Annotated in this window: 20 protein-coding genes; 17 read left to right on the top strand and 3 right to left on the bottom strand. The window is 64.8% G+C overall.

The window, feature by feature from the left end; all coding sequences use genetic code 11:
- Positions 1 to 45: 45 nt before the first annotated feature.
- The 3 genes from AB7Z56_RS36350 (at position 46) to AB7Z56_RS36340 (ending at position 5356) form a co-directional block, all read left to right on the top strand.
- Positions 46 to 3516 (top strand): ATP-binding protein, encoded by a 3471-nt coding sequence (locus tag AB7Z56_RS36350; RefSeq protein ID WP_063985370.1) that lies wholly within the window; start codon positions 46 to 48, stop codon positions 3514 to 3516.
- Positions 3513 to 4307: a protein-L-isoaspartate O-methyltransferase family protein gene (locus AB7Z56_RS36345; protein ID WP_063985369.1), complete on the top strand. Its 795-nt coding sequence runs from the start codon at positions 3513 to 3515 to the stop codon at positions 4305 to 4307. Before AB7Z56_RS36350 ends, AB7Z56_RS36345 begins: the two co-directional genes overlap by 4 nt.
- Before the next feature lie 95 nt (positions 4308 to 4402).
- The gene (locus AB7Z56_RS36340) at positions 4403 to 5356 is read left to right on the top strand and encodes a DUF6492 family protein (RefSeq protein WP_063986670.1); all 954 of its coding nucleotides are present in this window, start codon (positions 4403 to 4405) and stop codon (positions 5354 to 5356) included.
- A 9-nt stretch (positions 5357 to 5365) separates the two neighbouring features.
- Here AB7Z56_RS36340 and AB7Z56_RS36335 read toward each other — a convergent pair whose 3' ends face one another.
- Complete coding sequence (locus tag AB7Z56_RS36335; RefSeq protein WP_063985368.1) at positions 5366 to 6433, bottom strand: endo-1,4-beta-xylanase; 1068 nt, start codon at positions 6431 to 6433, stop codon at positions 5366 to 5368.
- Positions 6434 to 6786: 353 nt separating this feature from the next.
- Between AB7Z56_RS36335 and AB7Z56_RS36330 the strand changes: the two genes are divergently transcribed.
- Complete coding sequence (locus tag AB7Z56_RS36330; protein ID WP_063985367.1) at positions 6787 to 8223, top strand: lipopolysaccharide biosynthesis protein; 1437 nt, start codon at positions 6787 to 6789, stop codon at positions 8221 to 8223.
- Positions 8224 to 8231: 8 nt separating this feature from the next.
- On the opposite strand, the gene AB7Z56_RS36325 is transcribed toward AB7Z56_RS36330, so the two are convergent.
- Both AB7Z56_RS36325 and AB7Z56_RS36320 read right to left on the bottom strand, forming a co-directional pair.
- The gene (locus AB7Z56_RS36325; protein WP_063985366.1) at positions 8232 to 8966 is read right to left on the bottom strand and encodes an SDR family NAD(P)-dependent oxidoreductase; all 735 of its coding nucleotides are present in this window, start codon (positions 8964 to 8966) and stop codon (positions 8232 to 8234) included.
- Between the two features lie 10 nt (positions 8967 to 8976).
- Positions 8977 to 10017 carry a LacI family DNA-binding transcriptional regulator gene (locus AB7Z56_RS36320; RefSeq protein ID WP_063985365.1) on the bottom strand — a complete coding sequence of 347 codons (1041 nt, stop codon included), beginning with the start codon at positions 10015 to 10017 and terminating at the stop codon, positions 8977 to 8979.
- A gap of 192 nt (positions 10018 to 10209) precedes the next feature.
- Here AB7Z56_RS36320 and AB7Z56_RS36315 point away from each other — a divergent pair, with 192 nt between their 5' ends.
- From AB7Z56_RS36315 to AB7Z56_RS36255, 13 genes are all read left to right on the top strand, one after another.
- On the top strand, positions 10210 to 11511 hold the full coding sequence (locus AB7Z56_RS36315) for an ABC transporter substrate-binding protein (RefSeq protein WP_063986669.1): 1302 nt from the start codon (positions 10210 to 10212) through the stop codon (positions 11509 to 11511).
- 61 nt (positions 11512 to 11572) lie between these two features.
- Positions 11573 to 12460 (top strand): carbohydrate ABC transporter permease, encoded by an 888-nt coding sequence (locus tag AB7Z56_RS36310; protein ID WP_063986668.1) that lies wholly within the window; start codon positions 11573 to 11575, stop codon positions 12458 to 12460.
- 4 nt (positions 12461 to 12464) lie between these two features.
- The gene (locus AB7Z56_RS36305; RefSeq protein ID WP_063985364.1) at positions 12465 to 13292 is read left to right on the top strand and encodes a carbohydrate ABC transporter permease; all 828 of its coding nucleotides are present in this window, start codon (positions 12465 to 12467) and stop codon (positions 13290 to 13292) included.
- 8 nt (positions 13293 to 13300) lie between these two features.
- Positions 13301 to 14305 carry a zinc-dependent alcohol dehydrogenase family protein gene (locus AB7Z56_RS36300; protein ID WP_063985363.1) on the top strand — a complete coding sequence of 335 codons (1005 nt, stop codon included), beginning with the start codon at positions 13301 to 13303 and terminating at the stop codon, positions 14303 to 14305.
- Positions 14306 to 14311: 6 nt separating this feature from the next.
- Complete coding sequence (locus AB7Z56_RS36295) at positions 14312 to 15385, top strand: ABC transporter ATP-binding protein (protein WP_063985362.1); 1074 nt, start codon at positions 14312 to 14314, stop codon at positions 15383 to 15385.
- A gap of 17 nt (positions 15386 to 15402) precedes the next feature.
- Positions 15403 to 16332 carry a sugar kinase gene (locus AB7Z56_RS36290; RefSeq protein WP_245328487.1) on the top strand — a complete coding sequence of 310 codons (930 nt, stop codon included), beginning with the start codon at positions 15403 to 15405 and terminating at the stop codon, positions 16330 to 16332.
- A complete protein-coding gene (locus AB7Z56_RS36285) occupies positions 16329 to 17366 on the top strand; it encodes a tagatose 1,6-diphosphate aldolase (RefSeq protein ID WP_063985360.1) in 1038 nt (345 codons plus the stop codon). Before AB7Z56_RS36290 ends, AB7Z56_RS36285 begins: the two co-directional genes overlap by 4 nt.
- A gap of 48 nt (positions 17367 to 17414) precedes the next feature.
- Positions 17415 to 18542 (top strand): mandelate racemase/muconate lactonizing enzyme family protein, encoded by a 1128-nt coding sequence (locus AB7Z56_RS36280; RefSeq protein ID WP_063985359.1) that lies wholly within the window; start codon positions 17415 to 17417, stop codon positions 18540 to 18542.
- A 245-nt stretch (positions 18543 to 18787) separates the two neighbouring features.
- Positions 18788 to 20020 carry a branched-chain amino acid ABC transporter substrate-binding protein gene (locus tag AB7Z56_RS36275; protein WP_063985358.1) on the top strand — a complete coding sequence of 411 codons (1233 nt, stop codon included), beginning with the start codon at positions 18788 to 18790 and terminating at the stop codon, positions 20018 to 20020.
- Between the two features lie 119 nt (positions 20021 to 20139).
- On the top strand, positions 20140 to 21087 hold the full coding sequence (locus AB7Z56_RS36270; RefSeq protein WP_028158956.1) for a branched-chain amino acid ABC transporter permease: 948 nt from the start codon (positions 20140 to 20142) through the stop codon (positions 21085 to 21087).
- The gene (locus AB7Z56_RS36265) at positions 21084 to 22364 is read left to right on the top strand and encodes a branched-chain amino acid ABC transporter permease (RefSeq protein WP_063985357.1); all 1281 of its coding nucleotides are present in this window, start codon (positions 21084 to 21086) and stop codon (positions 22362 to 22364) included. Before AB7Z56_RS36270 ends, AB7Z56_RS36265 begins: the two co-directional genes overlap by 4 nt.
- A complete protein-coding gene (locus tag AB7Z56_RS36260) occupies positions 22361 to 23131 on the top strand; it encodes an ABC transporter ATP-binding protein (RefSeq protein WP_283018469.1) in 771 nt (256 codons plus the stop codon). The genes AB7Z56_RS36265 and AB7Z56_RS36260 overlap by 4 nt, the downstream gene beginning before the upstream one ends.
- On the top strand, positions 23131 to 23826 hold the full coding sequence (locus AB7Z56_RS36255; protein WP_063985355.1) for an ABC transporter ATP-binding protein: 696 nt from the start codon (positions 23131 to 23133) through the stop codon (positions 23824 to 23826). Before AB7Z56_RS36260 ends, AB7Z56_RS36255 begins: the two co-directional genes overlap by 1 nt.
- Positions 23827 to 24019: the final 193 nt, after the last annotated feature.

Raw genomic sequence — 24019 nt, 5'->3', positions numbered from 1 at the left:
GGGGCCTAAAGCCCTTCGACGGAGTGAAGGTCGGGCAGAATCACCATGCTGGAGAATGAACCTGTTACGGGGACGGAAGGCGGGTTGAAGCGCTGGCTCGAAGGCGTCGGTCTTGGACATTACACCGATCTCTTCGCGCAGCACCGCCTCGATCTCGATGTGATGGGGGACCTGACGGAATCCGACCTGGTCGAGCTCGGATTGCCGCTCGGCGATCGCAAGCGGCTTCAGCGCGCGATGTCGGCGCTATTCCACGCTGAGACCGCCGAGAAGCCCGATACGGCCGCGCGCCCGCAAGTCCGGGCGGAAGTCGGTGCCGAACGGCGTCAGCTCACCACCATGTTCTGCGACATGGTGGATTCGACCTCGCTGTCGGTGCAGTTCGATCCGGAAGACGTGCGCGACATGATCGCGAGCTTTCGCGAGACCTGCGTCCGCGTGGTGAAGCATTACGAAGGGTTTGCCGCGCGCTTCGTCGGCGACGGTATCCTTGTCTATTTCGGCTATCCGACCGCGCATGAGGACGATGCCGAGCGATCGGTGCGCGCCGGGCTCGAGATCGTGCGGGTGCTGTCGACCGCGCGCGCGATCGAGCCGCGCGGTGCGCTGAGCCACGCCCCCGCCGTCCGCATCGGGATCGCAACCGGTCTCGTCGTGGTCGGCGACCTCGTTGGCCAAGGCACCGAGGAGCGCGATTCCGCGGTCGGAGAAACCGTCAATCTCGCCGCACGCCTGCAAGGTCTGGCGCCGCCCAACGGCGTCGTGATCTCGGCCTCGACACAGTCGCTGCTGAAGGGCAAGTTCGACTACCGCAATCTCGGTGTCCATGCGCTGAAGGGCATCTCGGAGAAGACGCAGGCCTGGCACGTGGTGCGCGCCTCGCGGGCGGAGACCCGCTTCGCCGCTTCCATGGGCGGGCGGTTGACGCCGCTCGTCAACCGCGAGGAAGAGATCGCGCTGCTGATGGGGCGCTGGCAGCAGGTCAAGGACGGCGACGGCCAGGTCGTGGTCAAGTTCGGCGAGCCCGGCATCGGCAAGTCGCGCATCATCCAGGAGATATTCGACCGGATCGCGGGCGACCGCCATGGACACGTCTCGTTCCAGTGCTCGCCCTACTACACCTCCACGGCGTTCTATCCGTTCTCCGAGCAGCTCAAATTCTCGCTCGGCCTCGACCGCGAGGATCCATCCGCGACGTCGCTGGCGGGTCTGGAGACCGCGATCGCCGCCGCCCATGGCGACATCGAGCAGGTCACGCCGCTGTTTGCCGCGCTGCTGTCGATCCCGACCGGAGACCGCTATCCGCCGCTCGACCTGTCACCGCAGCAGCAGAAGGATGCGACCGTCGCCGCGCTGGTCAATCATTTCCTCGGCCTTGCGCGCGACATGCCGCTGGTGATCGCGCTTGAGGATCTGCACTGGATCGACCCGACCTCCCGCGAGGTGATCGACCTCCTCGTCGCCCGGGTGCAGAACCAGCCGGTCCTTGTCATCATCACCGCGCGCTCCGAATTCCAGCCGAGCTGGAACGCGCATTCGCACATCACCACGCTGGTGCTGAACCGCCTGAGCCGGCAGCTGCGCACGACGCTGGTCGAGCGCGTCGCGGGCCGCGAGCTTCCCAAGGAGGTGGTCGAGGAGATCATCGTCAAGACCGACGGCGTGCCGCTGTTCCTGGAAGAGCTGACCAAGACCGTTCTCGAATCCAACCTCCTGACCGAGCGGCACGGGCGCTACGTGCTGTCGGGCCCATGGCGGCAGCTCGCGATCCCGGCGACCCTCACCGACTCGCTGATGGCGCGGCTGGACCGGATGGGACCGTTCAAGCGCATCGCGCAGATCGGCGCCACCATCGGTCGCGAGTTCTCCTACGCGACGCTGCACGCGGTCGCCAATACGCCGGCGGAGCAGATCGAGGCCGCGCTCAATCATCTGGAGGAGGCCGGGTTGATCATGCGCCGCGGCCATCCGCCCGGCGCGCTCTACTCCTTCAAGCACGTGATGATCCAGAACGCCGCGCACGACAGCCTGCTGCACAGTGAGCGGCGCAAGCTGCATTCGCGGATCGCGCAGGTGCTCGCCGAGATGTATCCGGAGAAGACCGAGCGCGAACCGGAGCTGCTGGCCCATCACCTCACCGAATCCGGCCAGAGCGAGGGCGCCGCCAGCTTCTGGCTCAAGGCCGGCAAGCAGGCGGCCAAGAGCGGCGCCAATCTGGAGGCGATCGGGCATTTGCGCCGGGGCTTGAGCGTCGTGCAGGCCAATGCGCGCATGCAGGGCGCCGACGAGATGGAGCTGGAGCTGCGCATCGCGCTCGGCAACGCTTTGATTGCCGCCAAGGGCTACGCCGTGCAGGAGGTCGAGGAAAACTACATCCGCGCGCTCGAGCTCGGTCAGCAGCTCGACGACGACGAGAAGGCCTTCGCCGCCACGCGTGGGCTCTGGGTCTGCCATTTCATCCGTGCCGATCTCAGCCGCGCGCACGATCTCAGTGTCGAGCTGTTGAAGTTCGCCAAGCGCGAGCGGCTGAACGAGCGCACGCAGCCGGCGCAGCAGACCGGCTATCTGATCGAGGCGCACCGCTCGATCGCGATGACGATGCTCTATCGCGGCCGTTTTGCCGCCTCCCAGCACCATCTGCACCGCTGCATCAACCTCTACAGTCCCGATCTGCACTCCGATCTGATGGAGCGGCACGGTACCGATCCCGGCGTCGTTTCGCTGTCCTATCTCGGCTATCTCCTCTGGTTCCTCGGCCGGCCGGACGCGGCGCGCCAGCACAGCGAGCAGGCGATCGCGAATGCCGAGAAGATCCGCCATCCCTTCACGCTCGCCTTCGCGCTCGTGTTCGGCGCCTATCTGTGCCAGCATTTGCGCGACGTCGAGGGTACGCGCGACCACGCCAACCGCGCCATGATCATCGCCACTGAGCACAATTTCCTGCACTGGAAGCAGCAGGCGGCGATCCTGCGCGGCTGGGCGCTGGCCCAGCTCGGCGAGGCCGACGAAGGTCTCAGCCAGATGCGCCTCGGCCTCGACGAATACGAGGCGATGGATTCCTGGCTCGCCGGCTGCTGGTTCCGCTGCCTGCTTGCGGAAGCCTATGCCAAGGTCGGGATGCGCGATGCCGCCTTGCGCGCGCTGGACGGCGCGCTCGCGACCGCGAGACGGACCGGCGATCACTCCTATCTCGCCGAGGTCTATCGGCTGCAGGGCGAGATCACGATGTCGGACGGTGATCCGGCATCGGTGCAGGAGGCCGAGGACCTGTTCGCCCTGTCGCTGGAGACCGCGCGCAAGCAGGGCGCGCTGTCATGGGAGCTTCGGACCGCCGTCAGCCTTGCGCGGCTGTCGCACCAAGCCGGCAAGCGCGAGCACGCAAGTCTTCTGCTTTTGCCGATCGTCGGCAAGTTCAGCGAGGGCTTTTATACTCCGGACCTGAAGCAGGCGATGCAGCTCCTCAGCGAGCTCGGCGGAGACGTGCCCGTCCTTGAACAGGCCGATGCGATGAAATGAGCGATCTTGCCGCCGCGCGTGCGCGCTACGTCGAGTTGATTGCGAAGCGAGAGCGGATCTCCTCACCACGCCTGCTCGAAGCGCTCGCCGCCATCCCGCGCGAGGATTTTCTGGCGAAGGGACCCTGGCGTATCAAGAGCGAGGCGGCGCGCGGCTACCGGCTGACGCCGGATGCCGATCCCGTTCATCTCTACGACAATGTGCTGGTCGCGATCGATGCGCGCCGCAAGCTCGACACCGGGCTGCCGAGCCTGTGGGCGCACTTCATCGATCTGCTCGACGTCGGGGAGAAGGACCGCGTGGTCCAGATCGGCTGCGGTCTCGGCTATTTTTCCGCGGTGTTGTCGAAGATCGTGGGGCCCAAGGGCACGGTGCATGCAATCGAATGCGACGGGCGGCTTGCGGCGCGTGCCGCGAATTACCTTCGCCCCTATCGCAATGTCGAGGTCGTGCATGGCGATGGATGCGAGGAGATCGGCGAGCCCGCCGACGTGATCATCGTGCATGCCGGCTTCCCGCACCCGCATCCGCTCTGGCTTCAGTCGCTCCGCCCGCACGGCCGCCTCCTGGCGCCGCTGACGCAGCGCGACCGCGAGGGCGCCGCCCTCAAGATCACGCGCAAGGGCAGGGGGTTCGAGGCCGAGGCGGTGCAGCAGATCCGGATCTTCCCCGGCCAGGGTCGCGGTGTGACCGCACTGGACGACCGCGTCGCCGACTGGTGGCAGCGCGCCTCCGCGCTGGCGCCACTGCGTTTTCGCGCCATCGAGCAGGGGCTGCCGTCGGATGGCTAATGCTTGGTTTCGTTTTACCTTGATTCCGTTTGTGAGTTTCCAGCATCTCGCGGTGCGGCTATGAGTGCGGCTTGATGGCCATTCGAGCGCGCTCCATGCATTCCGTTGCCCTGCTGACCGCCAGCTACGCCAAGGATATCGAACGCTTTTCGCTGCTCAGCGAGAGCATCGACACCTGGCTCTCGGGATACACGCGGCATTATGTTCTCGTTAACGATGAGGACGTGCCGCTGTTCGCGCGGTTCGCGTCCGACAAGCGCGTCATCGTTCCGGCCTCGAATTATCTGCCGAAATGGCTGTGGGCGCTGCCGCCGGCGCTTCAGTTCCTCAGCAAGCGCCGGGTCTGGCTGTCGCTGCTGTCGTCGCCGGTGCATGGTTGGCACATCCAGCAGATCCTGAAGATCGCCGGCGTGCTCAACGCATCCGAGCAGCGCGTCTGCATCCTGGACTCGGACAATCTGTTCTTCCGCGAATTCGACGTCGGCCAATATGCCGGCGCCGAGAAGACGCCGCTGTTCGTCACCCCGAAGGACATCGGCGCCGACCATCCGTTGCACGGCCTGTGGCTGCGCACTGTCGATCAGCTTCTCGGTATCAAGGAGCGCTCGTTCCCCGCCGACGACTATGTCGGCAACGCGCTGGTCTGGGACCGGGACACCGCGCGCGCGATGACCGACGCCATCAAGGCGGCGACGGGCTTGAACTGGGTTCTGGCGCTGTGCCGGAAGAAGAAGTTCTCGGAGTATCTGATGTACGGACACTTCGTCGCGAACTCGCCCGCGCATCTGGCCACCCATCGGGTCACCGAAGACAGCATTGCGGTCTCGCATTGGGACGACACGCCCCTCGACCGTCCCGCCATCGAAGCGATGATGGGCGCGGCCTCGCCCGAACAGGTCGCGCTCTGCATCCAGTCCTATTCGTCGACCTCGATCGACGACATCCGCGACGTGTTCCGCCTTAGCTCGCGGGATCGACGCAGCCCGAGCCTGTCTCCTGAAGATATGGGTGATGCGGCCGAATTCGAAGTGCCGGCGAAGACGCGCTAAGGCCGCGTCTCAGGCGTCTCTCGTGAACTTGCTGATGACGTCCATGAACGGCTTCGGCTTGAACTCGCCGTCGAGCGGCAAGGGGCGGTTCGGCTGCTTGTCCGCGCGGGCGAAGGTGCCGTTGATCCAGCTATAGCGATCCGAGAGGCCCCAGGTCAGGATCGAGCGCACCGGGCCGCTGGTCGAGATCGCGGTCAGGAGGTCGTCGACGCGCTTGGCGACGATGGCGTCGCGCTCCGCCGGATTGCCTGTCAGCTTCTGGTCGTCGACATCGAGCTCGGTGACGAGCACATCGAGGCCCCAGGAGCGCAACTCGGTGACGAATTCGGCGAGCCCATGCGTGTCGATCTCGAGCTCGGCATGCAGATGCGATTGCAGGCCTACGGCGTGCAGTGGCACGCCCTGGTCGAGCAGGTCCATGATCAGGTTGCGGTACGCCGCGCGCTTGGCAATGAACGAGTCCTTCGCCGACTCGATGTCATATTCGTTGATCGCGAGCTTGACGAAGGGATCGGCCGCGGCCGCCGTGCGGAAGGCCAGCGGAATCCAGCGGTTGCCCAGATGCTGCGTCCAGAACGTGTCGCGCCGGTCGGTGATCTTCTTCGGATTGTCCGGGATCGGCTCGTTGACGACGTCCCACGACGTCAGCTTGTCCTTGTAATAGGACACGACGGTGCCGATGTGGTCGACATAGGCGCGCTCGACGTCCTTGGTGTCCTTGATCTGCTTGGTCCAGTCCGGAATGTCGTGATACCAGGCGAGCGCGTGGCCGCGCATCGTCAGATCGTTCTCCCTGGCGAAATCCAGAATCGCGTCGGCGCGCTCGAAGTTGAACGTGTGCGCGTTCGGCCGCAGCATCGGCCATTTCAGCTCGAGCACCGGCACCACCTGGGTGCAATAGGTGCTGATGGCTTCGCCGAGCCTGGGATCGGCTTGCAGGTCCCAGAGCGTCGCCGCAGCGCCAAAGCCCGGACGGCGCTGCGCGAGTTTTGATGCCGGTGCGGCGGACGCCGATGCCCCCGCCGCGAGTGCTGCGGCGCTGCCGAGGAGAAATTCGCGTCTGTCGAGCCTGGTCACGGTGGGACGTTCCTTTGGGAACCAACGCGCCATCGTACCAAGCGGCGCCTTGCGACGCCGGGGTTTCCTGTCGTTGGGTTAACCTTTGCGGATGTCCGGTGCGCAACGCGCGTGGCGCTGCATCGCTGTTCCAGTCTGGATCAGGGTTTCGTGTCGTGATCGCTCGAACCGCCCCAGGGAAAGGGCAAATTTAACGCTAACGCGCGAAAGCGGCCTTCCAGCCTCATTCGCCGCCCGATCTGCAGACTTATGTGACACTCTTGAGAGATGCTGCGGCGCAGTTTGTTCGCCCCGCCAAGGTCATTGATTAACGGCCGTCACCATCGCAACACCGTTGCCGGTCCTGTGCTCGCATGCTGAACCGCCATTTCTCGATTTATCTCGTCGCCTACATCCTGCCCGCAGCGGTGGGTTTCTTTGCGGTCACGGCCTACACGCGGCTGCTGACGCCGGCCGAGTACGGCGTTTATGTCGTCGGCATCAGCCTTGCCGGCATATTGGGCGCGATCTTCTTCGCCTGGATCAAGCTGTCGGTGTCCCGCTATCAGGCGATGTCGGCGGAGGTTGATTTTCGCGGCACGGCGATGGTCGCCTTCGGGCTGACGGCCGCGGTCCTCTGCGCCACCACGCCGCTGGTCATTCTGTTCCGCAGCGACCTCAGCGTCGAGCTGCTGCTCGCCAGCATGTTCGTGGCGATCATGGCCAATGCCGTCGATGTCGGCCAGGAATTCGAACGCGCCAAATTGCGCCCCTATAGGTTCGCGGCGATCTCGATCGTCCGCAGCGTGTCGAGCGTCGGCTTTGGCCTGCTCGGCATCTGGCTCGGCTGGGGTGGGTTGGGACTGCTCGCCGCGTTCGGTCTGGGCTCGCTCACCGGCATCATTCTCAATCTCGTCGGCGACCGCACGAAGATCGCGCGCTTCCAGCGCAGCCAGTTCATGCAGCTGGCGCGCTACGGCCTGCCGCTGACGCTGGCCGGATTGTCCGTTGCGGTCTATTCGGCCTGCGACCGGCTCATCGTAGCCTATTTGCTCGGCAAGGACGCCGCCGGCATTTTCGGCGTCGCCGCCGATTTGCCGCGCCAGTTCATGGTGATGATCGCCTCCAGCGTCGCCGCGGCAACCGTGCCGCTGGTGTTCCGCTCACTATCCGAGAAGAACAGCGAGACGACGCGGGAGCGGCTGAGCGAGAGCCTCGAGTTGCTGCTCGTCGTCGTCGCACCCGTCGCCGTCTGGCTCGCGCTCGCGGCCGACCAGGTCGCGGGCACGCTCGTCGGCGTCGATTTCCGCGCCGGCGTGTCGGCGCTGCTGCCGACGCTGGTGCTCGCGCGCTTCTTCGGCATCGCCAATCAATTCTATGTGCAGATCAGCTTCCAGCTCGCCGAGCGGCCGTTCATGCTGGCGGCGCAGTCGTTCCTCACGCTCGTTTTGAGCGTGGCACTGATGTTTGCGCTGGTCGCCGGCTACGGCCTTTACGGCGCAGCGCTCGCCACCCTCGCCACCGAAGCGCTCGGCTTCGTCGTCGCCGTCGCCCTGATGCACCGCGCCCATCCCGTGCCGTTCGACGTCAACCGCCTCGCCGGCGTTGCGGCTTCGGCTGCGGCGATGGCGGGCGCCATCCTCATTGCGCGGACACAGGTCGGCGGTACCGGTATCGTGGCGTTGATGGTCGTCAGCTCCGCGGGCGGGGTTGCTTACGCCGCTGCGGCCTGGCTGCTCAACGTCGCGAATGTGCGGACGTTGTCGCTGCGCTTCCTGCGGACGTTCAATCGCAAGGCGCTGGGCGTATAGAACCCGCGCTACCCCGCCAGAAAGCCGCCATCCACGGCAATGACGGTGCCGGTCGCATATTGCGAAGCCGGCATGCAGAGGAAGGCAACGGCGCCGGCAATGTCCTCCGGATGTCCCCAGCGCTTGAAGGCAGTGCGGTCGGCGATGCGCCGATAATGCGCAAGGTCGCTGCGGCCGGCGGCGTTGATCGCGGTTTCGATATAGCCGGGCGCGACCGCGTTGACGCGGATGCCTTCTTCGGCCCACTTCAAAGCCAGCGCCTTGGTCAGCATCACGACGCCGCCCTTGCTGGCGCAATAGGCGGGAATCCGCGGCAGCGCCAGCGTCGCGTTCATCGAAGCTATGTTGACGATCGATCCCGTCTGCTCCGCGAGCAGGGGATGAAAGGCCATGCAGGTCCGGAACGTGCCGGTGAGATTGACGTCGAGCACCTTTATGAAGGTCTCGATCTCGAATTCCTTGTCGCGCGCGAGAATACCGGCGCAGTTGATCAGCGCGTCGACGCGCTTGTGTTTCCGGGCGAAGGACGTGACGGCCTCGTCATCGGTGACATCGAGCGTCGCGAGCGTGAGACCCGCGCGCGGTTTGAGGAGGGTGCGGGCAAGATCGGCCTCGTTCGCACCCGTTGCTGTCACTGTCGCACCCAGATCGCAGAATTGATTGCTGATGGCGGCGCCAATGTCACCGGCGCCGCCGATCACGACGGCATGAAAGCCGGGGGCGAGAGAAAAATTCGGATTCATCGGGAATGTCTCACTTCAGGGATTTCGGAGGCGCAGCCGTCGACTCGCGGACGACCAGCGAGAAGTCGATCTCGCGATGCATGATGGTCTGCTCGCCGGCGAGGCTGCGCACCAGATATTCGCCGGCGCGCTGCCAGGTTTCTCCGGTCGGTACGTGGATCGTGGTCAGGCTCGGCCGCAAATGCCGGCTCCAGTCGAGGTCGTCGAAGCCGACCACCGATAGGTCACGCGGCACCGAAAAACCGCTGCGCTCGGCTTCGAGCAGCACGCCATAGGCGATGACGTCGTTGCCGCAGACAACGGCTGTCGGACGGTCCTCGAGGCCCAGGAGATAGCGCGCCGCCTCGCGCGCGTCGTCCAGCGTATAGGGCACCTCGACATGCCATTGCGAAGGCAATTCGAGCCCGTTCTCCGTCAGCGCGCGGCGAAAACCGGCGACGCGCGCGCTGGCGCGGTCGTTGTTGCGCTGGAGCGCCGAGACGATCCCGATGCGGCGATGGCCGAGCTCGATGACATGCGCGGCGGCGCGATGGGCGGCGGCTTCGTTGTCGGTGCCGACGCAAGGATAGGGCCGGTCGGGCTGGTAGATGCCGACATTGATGAACGGTACGGCATTGTCCGCCAGCAGCTTGCGCAATCCGTCGTGATGGCAATCGCCGCGCAGCACGAGGCCGTCGACACCGCGGCTGATCAGATTGCGCGCCTGCTGCAATTCGACGTCGAGATCGTAGCCGCTCGTGGTGAGAAACAGCATGTATCCGACCGACGACAGATATTGCTGCAGCGAGGCGATGCCGCGCGCGAACATCGTGTTGTCGATCGTTGGAACGATTGCGCCAAGCGTGCGCGAGCGGCGTGACGACAGGATGCGCGCCGGCGCATGCGGGATGTAGCCGAGCGCGTCGATGGCCTGCTCGATACGCGCCCGCAAGGAAGGGCTCACCGCGTCGGGGTTGTTGAGGGCGCGCGAGACCGATGCCGTCGAGACGCCGGCGCGGGCCGCCACGGCGCGGATGCCCTGTTTCACAGACTTGGCGTTGGTCAGTCTCATGAATGTAACGTTACATCGGGCGTAGCGAACCGCATGGTAGCGGCAATGTCGCAAATCTGCCGCAGATTGTGCGGCTTGTCCATCGCTTGACACGGCGAATGCGAGGTCTATTTTGTAACCGTTTTCAAGCGCTGCTCAAACGTTTTCAAAATGGTCCGCCAGCTTAAGGCGGCCAGCCGGGAGGAGAGTTCGATGAAGGCCAGGATGCTCGCGACCCACGTCGCGTTGCCCGTTCTCGCGATTGCTGCGGCGACCGCGCAGGCGCACGCCGCCGATTTCGACTGGATGAAGTTCAAGGGCAAGACCGTCACCTTTCTCGCCAACAACAATCCGGTGTCGCAGGCGCTGCTGACCTACAAGGCCGATTTCGAGAAGCTGACCGGCATGACCCTCAAGGTCGACGGCTATCAGGAGCAGCAGATGCGCCAGCGTCTGGTGACCGTCATGAATGCGAACAGCGACGAGGTGGACGTGTTCATGACGCTGCCCTCGCGCGAGGGCGAGCAGTTCGCCGCCGCCGGCTGGTACGGCGATCTCACCGCGATGGCCAAGAACGAGGTGGCCAAGGAATACGACCCCAACGGATTGAGCCAGGCCCTGCTGAAGGCCGCGACCTTCGGCGGCAAGCTGACCAGCATGCCTATGAACATCGAAGGCCCGATCTTCTATTACCGCACCGACATCTTCAAAAAGTGCGGCCTCGAGGCGCCGAAGACGATCAAGGACGTCGAGGCCGCTGCCGAGAAGATCAAGAGCTGCGACAGCACGGTGACGCCGTTCGTCTCGCGCGGCCTCAAGCCCGCGATCGCCTATACCTTCAGCAACATGCTGCACAATGTCGGCGGCAGCTATGTCGCAAACGGCAAGTCGAACCTCTGCTCAGCCAAGGGCAAGGAAGCGCTCGACACCTATAGCCGGCTGCTGCGCGATTTCGGACCGCCTGGCGTCGTCAACTACAGCTTCCAGCAGATTTCGGCGCTCTACCGCGGCGGCCGCGCCGCGATGGCGTTTGAGTCGTCGAATGAATTGCGCACGGTGATGGAAGGCGGCGCGCGCCTGAAGGACACCGGCCTGCTGCCGTTCCCGGCGGGCGATGCCGGCCAGGTGCCGACCACGATCGGCTGGGGCATGGCAGTGTCCTCGCACAGCAAGCAGCCGGATGCGGCCTGGTACTTCGTGCAGTGGGCGACCAGCCCCGAGGTGCAGAAGAAGATGGCGCTTCAGGGCATTGCCCCGCCGCGTCCGTCGGTCGCCAAGGATCCTGAATATCGCAAGTGGATCGACGAGGAGCCGGTGCGGAAGGAATGGCAGGCCGCGCTCGACGTGCTCGCCACCAAGGGCTCCTCCGAGGTCGGCTATCCCATCGTCGCCAATCCGCAATCGCGCGAGTTCATCGGGCAGGCGGTGCAAGATCTGATCCTGAAGCAGAAGACCGTCGATCAGGCTTGCGCGGATGCCGACAAGGCCCTGGATGCGCTAATCGCGCTGAACTAACGGCCTCATGCCGGCAGGCTTGCTGCCTGCCGGCACCCAACTCGATCGAGGATACGAACGCATGTCTGATACGGCTGCGACACTCACGCAGGACCGGCAGAAGCTGGAGATGGCGGCCCTATCGGCGCCGGCCGTGGTCTTCACGGTCGCGATGATCGCGTTTCCGGTCGTCTATACGATCTGGCTCGGCTTCCAGACCTTCTCCTCGACCGGCAAGCAGTCCTTCGCTGGCCTCGCCAATTATTCGAAGCTGATCTCCGATTACGAATTCTGGCACGGGCTGTGGATCACCATTGCGCTATTCGTGCTGTCCTTGGTGCTGCAGCTCGTCTTCGGCGTCTGGTTGGCGCTGGTGCTGTTCCACGCCAAGCGGCTGCCGGGGATCGTGCGCTCGTTGTTCATTTCGCCCTTCATGATGCCGCCGGTGGTGGCGGGCATGATGTGGCTGGTGATCCTCGATCCGTCGCTCGGTGCTGCCAACTATATCCTCCAGTCGTTCGGCCTGCCGCCGTCGGACTGGCTGGCCTCGCCGACCTGGGTCATTCCTACCGTGGCTCTGATCGACAGCTGGCAGTGGACGCCTTATGTCGCCCTGATCGTGCTGGGCGGCCTGCAATCCCTGCCGCCGAGCGTCTACGAGGCGGCGCAGATCGACGGCGCGTCTCCATTCAGGACTTTCCAGCGCATCACGCTGCCGCTGCTGCTGCCGACCATCGTCACCGCGGCGATCCTGCGCAGCGTCGATCTGCTGCGCTTCTTCGACATCATCTACATCACGACCCAGGGCGGCCCGGGCAACGCCTCGAACACGCTCAACATCTACGGCTTCCGGGTCGGCTTCGAATTCTTCAACATCGGCTATGCCAGTGCCCTGATGCTGACGCTGACGGCGATCGTGTTCGGCGCCGTGCTCGCCTTCAATCGCCTCCGCGGCGCGGTGGCCTGGTGATGTCATGAACGATGCCGCCAACACCGACCGCTGGATCCGCTGGCTCAACACGGTGCAGCTCCTGCTCGCCGGCGTGCTCATCATGGCGCCGACGGTCTGGATGGTGCTGTCCTCGTTCAAGCCGTCGTTCGAGGTCACCGCGTATCCGCCGACGCTGAGCTTCTCGCCGACGCTGGAAAACTATGTCGAGCTGACCAGGACCACGCCGTTCCTCAGCTACGCGCTCAACAGTCTCATCGTCACCGTTGGCTCGACCGCGCTCGGTCTGCTGTTTGGAATTCCTGCTGCCTTCGCCGTCTCCTGGACGCGGATTTCGTGGCCGGCCATCCTGACGCTCGCCGCGCGCATGGCGCCCGGCACGTTGTTCCTGCTGCCGTGGTACGTGATGTTCCGGCAGGTCGGCATGATCGGCTCCTACACCGCGCTGATCCTCAGCCACGCCGTCATCACGCTGCCGATCGTGATCTGGGTTTTGCTGCCGTCCTTCGACGGCATTCCGCGCAGCGTGTTCGAGGCGGCGCAGGTGGATGGGTGCAGCGCCACGCGCATCCTCTGGCGCATCGCGCTGCCGCTGGTGGCATCAGGCGTCGCCGTCTCGGCGATCCTGGCCTTCGTGTTTTCGTGGAACTACTTCCTGTTTGCGCTGGTGCTCTCCAACGGCGACACCAAGACGCTGATCGCGGCGGCCTTCAACTTCATCGGCGAAGGCTCGACGCAATGGGGCGCCCTCATGGCGGCTGCAACGCTGATCGCGTTGCCGCCGCTGGTGCTGGCGGCCCTGGTTCAGCGCTGGCTGGTGTCCGGACTGACGCTCGGTGCGGTGAAAGGCTAGGTATCGAAATGAACGTGTCGCCCCGTCCGAATTCGATCATGCAGGCCGCGGTCTTCCACGGCAATGACCGTATCACCATCGAGCGCGTCGCGATGCCCGATGTCGGCCCAGGTGAAGTGCTCGTCCGCGTCTCGCGCACTGCGCTGTGCGGCTCCGACTTCAAGCTCTGGCACAAGGGCGCCGAGTTCACCGCCGGCCACGAGATCTTTGGCGTGGTCGAGCAGCCCGGTCATCGCCTGCACGGCCGCCGCTGCGCCGTCTATATCCCTTTGCACTGCGGTCACTGCGCCGCTTGCAAGCGCGGCGACACCCAGATGTGCCTGGACGTCTCCAGTCTGATCGGCTGGAACAGGCCGGGCGGCTATGCCGAATATGTGCCGGTGCCGGAAAACTGCCTGCTGCCGGTGCCCGATGATATCGAGGACAGCCTTGCGCCGCTGCTGCTCGACACCATCGGCACGTCAGGCCACGCCGTGCGCTTCGTCAGCCGCGTCGTGCCGCCGAATGAGGCGGGGCCGGTCCTCGTGATGGGTGCGGGGCCCGTCGGCCTTGGCGTCGTGCTGGCGCTCCGCGCGCTCGGCTACGACGACATCTACGTCGCCGATCCCAACGCCACACGCCTGAAGATCGCCCAATCCTTCGGCGCGAAGGCGCATCCCGTCGGCGACACTTCGAAGCGCTTTGCCCTCATCATGGAATGCTCCGGCGCCCATGCGGCGCGCAACCTCGGCATCGAGCTGGTCCTGCCGCGCGGTGCGCTGGTGCTGGTCGGCGAGAACGCCGCGCCCTGGACCATCGAGGAAGGCAAGGTCTTCCGCCGCAAGGATTTTTACATGATCCGGACCTTCTACTTCCCGGTCTCGGATTTCGAGCCGAATGTCGAACTGCTGCGCAAGTACAAGGACGAATACCGCGTCCTGGTCGATGGCGAGTTCGGCCTGTCGGCTCTGCCAGAGAATTTCGCCCGCTTCGCCAAGGGCGAGCTGATCAAGCCCGTGCTGGCGCTGGACTGAGCGATCATGGCCTCGATCTCTATCCGCAACCTCACCAAGCGCTACGGCAACTTTACCGTGATCCCCGATCTCAATCTGGAGATCGCGGACCACGAATTCGTCGTCTTCGTCGGCCCGTCCGGCTGCGGCAAGTCGACCTTGTTGCGCATCATCGCCGGCCTCGAGCCGATTTCGTCCGGCGATCTCTACATCGGCGACAGGCGCGTCAACGGCGTCCAGGCTGCGCAACGCGATATCGCGATGGTGTTCCAGGATTACGCGCTCTACCCGCACATGCGGGTCTACGACAACATGTCGTTTGCGCTGGAGCTGCGAGGCACGCCGAAGGCCGAGATCGACGCCCGCGTGAAGCGTGCAGCCGCACTGCTGCACATCGAGCCTTATCTGGATCGCAAGCCGAAGGAGTTGTCCGGCGGCCAGCGCCAGCGCGTCGCCATGGGCCGCGCCATCGTGCGCAATCCCAAGGCCTTTTTGTTCGACGAGCCGCTCTCCAATCTCGATGCGAAGCTGCGCGGGCAGGTGCGGGCGGAGATCAAGGCGCTGTCGCAGGAGCTGAAGACCACCATGGTCTTCGTGACGCATGACCAGATCGAGGCCATGACCATGGCCGACCGGATCGTCGTGCTCCAGAGCGGCACGATCCAGCAATACGATACACCGGAGACGGTTTACGAGCGGCCCGCCAACCAGTTCGTCGCCGGCTTCATCGGCTCGCCCGCGATGAATTTCTTCCCGGTCGAATGGCGTCAGGAGCGCGCGATCCTGTCGCAAGGCGGAACGGTGGTGCCGCTGGACGGCGAGACCGCTGGCTGCCTGAGCAAAGCCGGCAACGCCGTGCTGGGCATTCGCCCCGAACACTTTGCCATCGCCACTGATGCCGCCGATGGCATCGCCATCAACGTCAAGCTGGTCGAGCCGCTCGGCTCGGACACGCTGATCCATTTCGATCTCGCCGGCGGCTCCGCCATCGCGCGGGTCGATCCGGCGCTGCGGCCGAAGGTTGGTGATCGCATCAATCTGCGCCCACAGTCGGGCAAGACGCATTTGTTTGCTGCATCCAACGGACAGGTCCTGCGGTGAGCGCGCCGGCCAATATAGTGGATCTCGCGGACGTTGCGTCCGGCACGAAGCCCGTGCACGTGATCTGCCTCGGGCTATCCGCGCTCGACCAGGTCTGGCGCGTCGATCGGCCATTCGCGGGTGGAAGCGAGAAGATCAAGGCCGTCGAGTACGGTACGCTTGGCGGCGGCATGGCCGCCAATGCGAGCGTCGCGGTAGCGAAGCTCGGCGCGTCCGTCGCGTTCTGGGGACGGGCAGGGAATGACGCCGCCGGCCACGAGATGAAATCGGCCTTCACCGCTGAAGGCGTCGATGTCGAGAATTTCCGGCTGTTCCCCGATGGCCGCTCGTCCGTGTCCGGGGTCATCGTCGACAACTCCGGCGAGCGGCAGATCGTGAATTTCCGTGGCCTTTACCCGGAGACCGCAGACTGGCTTTCGCTCGAAGCTGTCGCGCGCGCATCCTCCGTGCTGGCCGATCCGCGCTGGGTCGAGGGTGCCGCGACGCTGTTTCGGGAAGCGCGATCGCGCAACATCCCGACGGTGCTCGACGGCGACATGGCCGATGCCGAGGTATTCGAGCGGCTGCTGCCCTTGACCGATCACGCCATCTTCTCCGAGCCTGCACTCGCCGCCTTTGCCGGCTCGGCCGAAGATAAATCTCTCGCAGCCCTTGCGCGCTTCGGCTGCCGCGTCGTCGCCGTCACGCGCGGCGAGGGCGGCGTGAGCTGGCACGAGAACGGCCAACTGCACCGGCAGGCCGCCTACGCCGTCGACGTCGTCGACACCACGGGCGCGGGCGACGTCTTCCACGGCGCCTATGCGCTCGCAATCGGCGCCGGCCTCGACGTGCGCGCCGCCATGGCGTTTTCGGCGGCGACGGCCGCCATGAAATGCCGCCACGCCGGCGGCCGTAACGGAATCCCCGAGATCAACGAGTGTCTTGTATTCATGAGGACGAAGCCATGAGAACGATTGGAAAGAACCGCGGCCTGGCACGGCTTGCTGACGCGGATGGCCATTTTCGCATGGTCGCGCTGGATCAGCGGCCGCCATTGTTCGACGCCATTGCAAAGGCGAAGGGGATCACGCGGGATCAGGTCGAATATTCCGACGTCACGGCGGCCAAGCGTCTCCTGGTCGAGAACCTCGCACCGCATTGCAGTTCGATGCTGTTCGACCCGAACTTCGCAGTGCCTGCCGCTATCGACCTGCTGCCGCCGCGCTGCGGCCTGATCATGACGCTGGAAGAGCACCGCGTTGAGGAAACCGCGGGCGGCCGCAAGTCGCGCGCGATCACCAATTGGAGCGTGGAGAAGATCCGCGCGATGGGCGGCGACGCCGTCAAGGTGCTGGCCTGGTACCGGCCGGACGCCGATGCCGCGGTGAACGAGCACCAGAAGCGCTTCGTGCGCGAAATCGGCGAAGACTGCGCCCGTCACGATATCCCTTACGTGCTCGAGTTGCTGGTCTACCCGTTCCTCGGCAGCGCCAATCACACGGCCGATTACGTGGAATCGCCCGGCAAGCTCCCGGGCCTCGTCATCGACAGCGTGCGCGAATTTGCCAAGCCCGAATATGGCGTCGATCTCCTCAAGCTGGAGAGCCCGCTTGCAGCCAACAGCCTGCCGGCGCGTGACGGCAGCGCGGAAGCAAAGGCGTCGCAGAAGGAGTTCGATGCGATCGGCGAAATCTGCCGCGAACGCAGCATCCCCTGGGTGTTGCTGTCGGGCGGCGCTGCGCCTGAAAAGTTCGAGCGCGTGCTCGACTACTCCTATGCCGCAGGCGCAAGCGGTTTCCTGGCGGGCCGCACCATCTGGCTGGATGCCGTCCTGAAGAACTTTCCGGATCGCGCAGCGGTGTCGGCCAGCCTGCGCAAGGATGGCCTTGGGGTGCTGGAACGGCTCAATCAGCTGACCACGGCCAAGGGCACGGCGTGGAAGGCGCGCTTCCCGGTGTTCGCTGATATCAAGCAGGAAGGTGACTTCGCGCGCGCCTACTGAGATGGTAACGGTCCCGCGTGGTCTCACCTCGGTCGCAGGACCTGCAATATGACGACTGACAGCTTCACGATCCGCTCGATCGAGGCGTTCTGCTATCGCTATCCCTTGGCGACGCCGGTGGTGACGTCGTTCGGCAAGATGCTCAACCGACCGGCCGTCTTCGTTCGCGCAGTCGACGAGGACGGTGTCGAGGGATGGGGCGAAGCCTGGTCCAACTTTCCTGCACCGGGCGCCGAGCACCGTGCCCGGCTTGTCAACGAAGTGCTGGCTCCGGGCCTTGTCGGGCGCAGGTTCTACGGCCCCGCCCAGGCTTTCGAGGTCCTGACGAAGGGTACCGAAGTGCTGGCGCTTCAATGCGGCGAGCCCGGTCCGTTCGCGCAGGCGATTTCGGGCATCGATCTCGCGCTGTGGGATCTCTCCGCGCGCCGGCAGCGCTTGCCGCTGTGGCGGCTTCTCGGTGGGCAGTCGCGCAGGATCAAGGTCTATGCCAGCGGCATCAATCCGGGCGGCGCCGCGCAGGCGGCCGAAGCCGCGCTCGCGCGTGGCCATCGCGCGTTGAAGCTGAAGGTCGGCTTCGGTGCCGAGACCGACCTCGCCAATCTGGCCGCGCTGCGCGCGATCGTCGGTGCGGGCATGCTCGCTGCCGATGCCAATCAGGGCTGGTCGGTCGATCAGGCGCTGGAGATGGTGCCGCGGTTGGCCGCGTTCGATCTGCGATGGCTGGAGGAGCCCATCCGCGCCGACCGGCCGCGCGAGGAATGGCGCAGGCTGCGGGCAGCCGCGAAAATGCCGATTGCCGCGGGCGAGAACATTTCGAGCGTCGAGGGATTCAAGGACGTCCTGGCCGAAGACGTGCTCGGCGTCGTTCAGCCCGACATCGCGAAATGGGGCGGGCTGAGCGCATGCGCTGGCGTCGCGCGCGACATTCTGAAGGCGGGCAAGACGTTCTGCCCGCATTATCTCGGCGGCGGCATCGGACTGCTTGCCTCGGCGCATCTGCTTGCGGGCATCGGCGGCGACGGCTGGCTCGAGGTCGACGCCAACGATAATCCGCTGCGCGACCGGTTCTGCGGTGCCGTTGCCAATGTCACTGATGGTACGATCGTCCTCGGCGAGGAACCGGGGCTCGGATTCACGCCAGACCTGTCGGGAATCGCGAACTATCGCAGCCTGTAGACGGCTGCGACACCTGCGTCGTCAGGCGCCGCGCAGGCCAGTTTCCCCTTGCGTTCTATTCCTCGTCGCGGAAAGCTGCCGGCGAGACGGGCAGCCGCCTTCACATTTCATAACGATGGCCGGAGCCATGTCTCGCCGAGCTTGAAAATCAAAGTTCGTTCTGCTCATTAGGGATCTGCAATTGCGCTGCAACATGCGCAAAAAGCCCATCGACTAAAGTCGATAGCCAGCGAGGAAACGAAAAAATGCGCAAGCTCACTTTGGCCATTGCCGTGATCGCCCCGATGCTCGGTCATGCCGCGTCGGCTGAGGACACCCTCAAGATCGGCTACATCGATCCGCTCTCCGGCGGTGGTGCCAGCGTCGGCGAGGGTGGTCTGAAGACATTCCAGTATCTGGCCGACGAGCTCAACGCCAAGGGCGGCATTCTCGGCCACAAGATCGAGATCGTGCCGCTCGACAACAAGACCAATCCGCAGGAAAGCCTGGTGCAGGCCCAGAAGGCGATCGACGCCGGGGTCCACTACATCACGCAAGGCAACGGCTCGTCCGTCGGCGCGGCGCTGTCGGATTTCGTCACCAAGAACAACACGCGCAATCCCGGCAAGGAAGTGCTGTACTTCAACTACGCCGCCGTCGATCCCAGCCTGACCAACGAGAAGTGCAGCTACTGGCATTTCCGCTGGGATGCGAGCTCCGACATCAAGATGGAGGCGCTCACCAACTACATGAAGGACACCGCCTCGATCAAAAAGGTGTACCTGATCAACCAGGACTATTCGTTCGGTCAGTCCGTCCGCTCCGACGCGCGCAAGATGCTCGGCGCCAAGCGGCCCGACATCCAGATCGTCGGCGACGAGCTGCATCCGCTGCTGAAGGTCACCGATTTCTCGCCCTATATCGCCAAGATCAAGGCGTCCGGCGCCGACAGCGTCGTCACCGGCAATTGGGGCCAGGACTTCGCGCTGCTGCTCAAGGCTGCCGCTGACGCCGGCCTGAAGGTCAACTGGTACACCTATTATGCCGGCGGCGCCGGCGGCCCCACTGCCGTCAAGCAGACCGGTCTCGATCATCAGGTCTTCCAGATCACCGAAGGCTTTGCGAATTCCGGCAACAAGACCGCGATGGATTACGAGAAGGCGTTCCGCGCCAAGGTCAATCTGTCGCTCTGGTACCCGCGTGCGGTCAACGAGATGCGCATGTTCAAGGCGGCTGCTGAGAAGGCCAACTCGATCGATCCCGTGAAGGTGGCGGCGGCGCTCGAGGACCTGAAGTTCGAGGTCCTGGACGGCGGCAACGGCATCATGCGCAAGGACGACCACCAGTTCCTTCAGCCGATCTACATTTCCTCCTTCGGCAAGCTGACCGAGAATGAGCCCTTCGACGAGGAAAACACCGGCTGGGGCTGGCACCTCGTCTCCAAGGTCGACACGGCGCAGGCCATGGTCCCCACGACCTGCAAGATGGCGCGGCCGTAATCACGACATCCGTCGTTTTCCCGCGGCCGACATCGGTCGCGGGAAGGCGGTGGCCGGACTATTCTTGATTGGGCGATGTTCACCGGGGCCATCAGGCCCCGGACAGAGACGAGTGCGCTGTGCTTGAACTCATTGTCATTTCGACCCTGAACGGCGTGCTGTTCGGCATGCTGCTCTTCCTGCTGTCGAGCGGGCTGACCGTCATCTTCAGCATGATGGGCGTGCTCAATTTCGCGCATGCCAGCTTCTACATGCTCGGCGCCTTCTTCGGCTTCCAGCTCACCAAGTGGATCGGCTTCTGGCCGGCGCTGGTGCTGGCGCCGCTGCTGGTCGGCGCCATCGGCATGGCGGTGGAGCGCTACGGCCTGCGCAACACCCACAAGCACGGCCATGTCGCGGAACTGCTGCTGACCTTCGGTCTGGCTTTTGCGATCGAAGAGATCGTGTCGATGATCTGGGGCAAGAGCCCGGTCGACTACCGCGTGCCGTCGTTGCTCGACTTCCCGGCCTTCACGATCTTCTCGACCAACTATCCCGCCTACAAGATCTTCATGCTGGCCGTGTCGGTCGTGATCTTCGTGGCGCTGCTGGTCGTGCTCAAGCGCACCCGCGTCGGCCTGATCGTGCAGGCGGCGCTGACGCATCCGCACATGGTCGGGCATCTCGGCCACAATGTCGGGCGGGTGTTCATGGTGGTGTTCGGCGTCGGCAGCGCGCTCGCCGGCATTGCCGGCGTCATCGCCGGTCCGGCCCTGGTCACGCAGTCGGACATGGCCGCGGCGCTCGGGCCCATCCTGTTCGTCGTCATCGTGTTCGGTGGCCTCGGCTCCTTGCCCGGTGCTTTCATCGCCTCGCTCGTCATCGGACTGGTGCAGACCTTTGCGGTGGCGCTGAACGGCTCGCTGGCGAGTGCGTTCGGACCGCTCGATCCGTCGACGGGACCGTCGGTCCTCACCGACATCTGGAACGTCACAATCGCGCAGGTCGCGCCGATCGTTCCCTATATGCTGCTGGTGCTCATTCTGATCGTTCGCCCCATGGGCCTGATGGGGACGCGCGAGTCATGACCGCCAAACCGATTTCGACATCGAAGCCCGCCGGCGACGGCCTGCGCTTCTACGGCGTCTGGCTGATCGGCATTGCCGCGCTGATCGTCCTGCCGCTGATCTTCTCCTCCGGCGGCTCGCTGACGTCCTTCAGCCTGATCGGCATCGCGATCGTCTTCGCGCTCTCCTACAACATCCTGCTCGGCCAGACCGGACTGCTGTCGTTCGGTCACGCCGTTCACTATGGTCTTGGCGGTTTCGCGGCCTGCCACATGATGAATGCGGTGGTGTCGCACGGCTGGCCGATCCCGCTGCCGTTCATTCCGCTGTTCGGCGGGATCGGCGGTCTCGTCTTCGCGATCATCATCGGCTGGGTCATGACCAAGCGCGCCGGCACCGTGTTCGCGATGATCTCACTCGGCATCGGCGAATTGGTGGCGTCGTCCTCGCTGATCCTGCGTTCGGTGTTCGGCGGCGAAGCCGGCATCACCACGGATCGCACGGCGCTGCCCAAGATGTTCGGCTGGTCGTTCGGGCCGCAGGTTCAGGTCTATTACCTCATCGCGTTCTGGCTGGTGCTGTCGGCGATTGCGATGTACGCGCTGACGCGGACGCCGCTGGGGCGGATCAGCAACGCGGTCCGCGACAATCCCGAGCGCGTCCAGTTCATCGGCTACGATCCTCACGTCGTCCGCTATCTCGCCTATTGCTTTGCCGGGTTCTTCGCGGGCGTCGCCGGCGGCCTGACCGCGATCAATTTCGAGATCGCGAACTCCGCGCTGCTCGGTGCGATCCAGTCTGGCCTCGTGCTGTTCTCCACCTTCATCGGCGGCATCGCCTATTTCTTCGGGCCGATCCTCGGCGCGATCCTGGTGACCTATCTCCAGCTCGGGCTGACAGGCCTCACCAGCGTCTGGCAGCTCTATTTCGGCATCATCTTCATCGGCATCGTGATGTTCGCGCCGGGCGGCATCGCCGGCCTGTTGATGATGCACCGGCCGCTGGTTCGCGCCGGAACGCTGTGGACGGTGATCCCGTCCTATCTCGTCGCTGTCGTGCCGACCCTGGCGCTCGCCTGCGGCGTCATCCTCACCATCGAGACGGTCGCGCGCTATTCCGGCGGCGACCCGATCAACCTGTTTGGCATTCCGTTCAATGCGAAATCCCCGGTGACGTGGATTTCCGCAGCAGTTCTCGTCGTCGGCGGTGCGTTCGTCGCGCGGCTGAGCTGGCGGAGGATCGCGGACGCGTGGGACAGGGCTGCGACGGTCGCCCGTGACCGGGGGTATCTGGCATGAGCGGAGCGGTACCCGGAAAAAGCGCAGCCATCGAAGTCCGCGACGTCGAAAAACGCTTCGGCAATGTCGGCATCATCCGCGACCTTAACCTCAGCGTCGCGAAAGGCGAGCGTCACGCCGTCATCGGTCCGAACGGCGCCGGAAAATCCACGACGTTCAATCTGATCAGCGGCCACATCAAGCCGACCTCGGGCGAGGTGAAGCTGAACGGCGATGTGATCTCCGGCCTGCGGCCGTTCGAGATCAACCGGCGCGGCCTGTCGCGCTCGTTCCAGGTCACCAACGTGTTCGCCCGCATGTCGGTCTGGGAGAACGTCCGCTGTGCCGTGCTGTGGGCGACGGGGCATCGCTACGCCTTCTGGAAGAACGTCGACAGCCTGCCGGAAGTGCGCGAGCGCACGGCCCAGATCCTGGACGACATCCATCTCACGCACCGGCGCGATGTTCCGGCGGGACTTCTGACCTACGCCGAGCAGCGCGAGCTCGAGATCGGCATCACCATCGCGAGCGGGGCCACGGTCGTCATGCTCGACGAGCCGACCGCCGGCATGAGCCACGCCGAAACCGACCGCGCGGTGTCGCTGATCCGGCGGCTGACCGAGGGCAAGACCCTGGTCATCGTCGAGCACGACATGAGCGTCGTGTTCGGCCTTGCCGACCGCATCTCCGTGCTGGTCTACGGCCACATCATCGCCTCGGGCACGCCGGAAGAGATCCGGCGCGATCCGAAGGTCAAGGAAGCCTATCTCGGCGAGGAAGCGCATTGATGCTCGAGGTCAGGGATCTCCACGCCTATTACGGCAAGAGCCACATCCTCCAGGGCGTCGACCTCGATGTCGCCGCAGGCGAGGTCGTGAGCCTGCTCGGCCGCAACGGTGTCGGCCGCTCCACCACGGTCAAGGCGATCATGGGCGAGGTCGCGCCGCAAGGCACGATCCGCTTCAAGGGCAAGGACATCGCCGGCCTTCCCAGCTACAAGATCGCGCACCTCGGCCTCGGTTATGTCCCTGAACATCGCGATATCTTCCCGAGCCTGACGGTTCGCCAGAACCTGCTGCTCGGCGTCAAGGACACGCGCCGCCCCGGCAAATGGCGGCTTGAGGACATGCTCGAGATGTTCCCCAATCTCGCCGCGCGTGCCGATACGGCCGCGGGCGTGCTGTCCGGCGGCGAGAAGCAGATGCTCACGACCTGCCGGACGCTGATGGGCGATCCGGACCTCATTATGATCGACGAGCCGACCGAAGGTCTGGCACCGCTGATCGTGCAGCAGGTCGGCGATCTCATCGCGCGCATCGCGCAGGCCGGTGTCGCCATCCTGCTCGTCGAGCAGAAGCTGTCAATCGCGATGCGGATCTCGAAGCGCGTCTACATCATGGGCCACGGCCGCGTCGTGTTCGAGGGGACGCCGGACGAGCTCAAGGCCAATGCCGCCGTGCGCCAGGAATGGCTTGAGGTCTGACGCTCACATTGTCGTGTGACGCGCGCGTAAAATAGAACGGCTGCAAGCCGCGCATACGCATCTGAATTCTTCGCTACATCTCACGCTTCATAATCAAGGTATCGTCGCACTCGCCGGCATCGCAATCGATGCGGACGATGATAACCAAGAAGAAAGTGGAGGGCGCCGGCGGCAGCTGTGAGCTCGCGCGTCG

The organism is Bradyrhizobium sp. 482_C4_N1_8 (assembly GCF_052075965.1).
In the GTDB taxonomy this organism is placed as follows: domain Bacteria; phylum Pseudomonadota; class Alphaproteobacteria; order Rhizobiales; family Xanthobacteraceae; genus Bradyrhizobium; species Bradyrhizobium barranii.
The sequence above is the reverse complement of the archived record's forward strand: the minus strand, read 5'-3'. Positions and strand labels throughout refer to the sequence as shown.

Bases quoted from the DNA above. Each gene is read 5' to 3' on its own strand.
- AB7Z56_RS36295 (WP_063985362.1), top strand. From the start codon at position 14,312: ATGGCCTCGATCTCTATCCGCAACCTCACCAAGCGCTACGGCAACTTT.
- AB7Z56_RS36280 (WP_063985359.1), top strand. From the start codon at position 17,415: ATGACGACTGACAGCTTCACGATCCGCTCGATCGAGGCGTTCTGCTAT.
- AB7Z56_RS36275 (WP_063985358.1), top strand. From the start codon at position 18,788: ATGCGCAAGCTCACTTTGGCCATTGCCGTGATCGCCCCGATGCTCGGT.
- AB7Z56_RS36350 (WP_063985370.1), top strand. From the start codon at position 46: ATGCTGGAGAATGAACCTGTTACGGGGACGGAAGGCGGGTTGAAGCGC.
- AB7Z56_RS36300 (WP_063985363.1), top strand. From the start codon at position 13,301: ATGAACGTGTCGCCCCGTCCGAATTCGATCATGCAGGCCGCGGTCTTC.
- AB7Z56_RS36255 (WP_063985355.1), top strand. From the start codon at position 23,131: ATGCTCGAGGTCAGGGATCTCCACGCCTATTACGGCAAGAGCCACATC.
- AB7Z56_RS36330 (WP_063985367.1), top strand. From the start codon at position 6,787: ATGCTGAACCGCCATTTCTCGATTTATCTCGTCGCCTACATCCTGCCC.
- AB7Z56_RS36285 (WP_063985360.1), top strand. From the start codon at position 16,329: ATGAGAACGATTGGAAAGAACCGCGGCCTGGCACGGCTTGCTGACGCG.
- AB7Z56_RS36340 (WP_063986670.1), top strand. From the start codon at position 4,403: ATGCATTCCGTTGCCCTGCTGACCGCCAGCTACGCCAAGGATATCGAA.
- AB7Z56_RS36260 (WP_283018469.1), top strand. From the start codon at position 22,361: ATGAGCGGAGCGGTACCCGGAAAAAGCGCAGCCATCGAAGTCCGCGAC.
- AB7Z56_RS36310 (WP_063986668.1), top strand. From the start codon at position 11,573: ATGTCTGATACGGCTGCGACACTCACGCAGGACCGGCAGAAGCTGGAG.
- AB7Z56_RS36325 (WP_063985366.1), bottom strand. From the start codon at position 8,966: ATGAATCCGAATTTTTCTCTCGCCCCCGGCTTTCATGCCGTCGTGATC.
- AB7Z56_RS36305 (WP_063985364.1), top strand. From the start codon at position 12,465: ATGAACGATGCCGCCAACACCGACCGCTGGATCCGCTGGCTCAACACG.
- AB7Z56_RS36320 (WP_063985365.1), bottom strand. From the start codon at position 10,017: ATGAGACTGACCAACGCCAAGTCTGTGAAACAGGGCATCCGCGCCGTG.
- AB7Z56_RS36315 (WP_063986669.1), top strand. From the start codon at position 10,210: ATGAAGGCCAGGATGCTCGCGACCCACGTCGCGTTGCCCGTTCTCGCG.
- AB7Z56_RS36345 (WP_063985369.1), top strand. From the start codon at position 3,513: ATGAGCGATCTTGCCGCCGCGCGTGCGCGCTACGTCGAGTTGATTGCG.
- AB7Z56_RS36265 (WP_063985357.1), top strand. From the start codon at position 21,084: ATGACCGCCAAACCGATTTCGACATCGAAGCCCGCCGGCGACGGCCTG.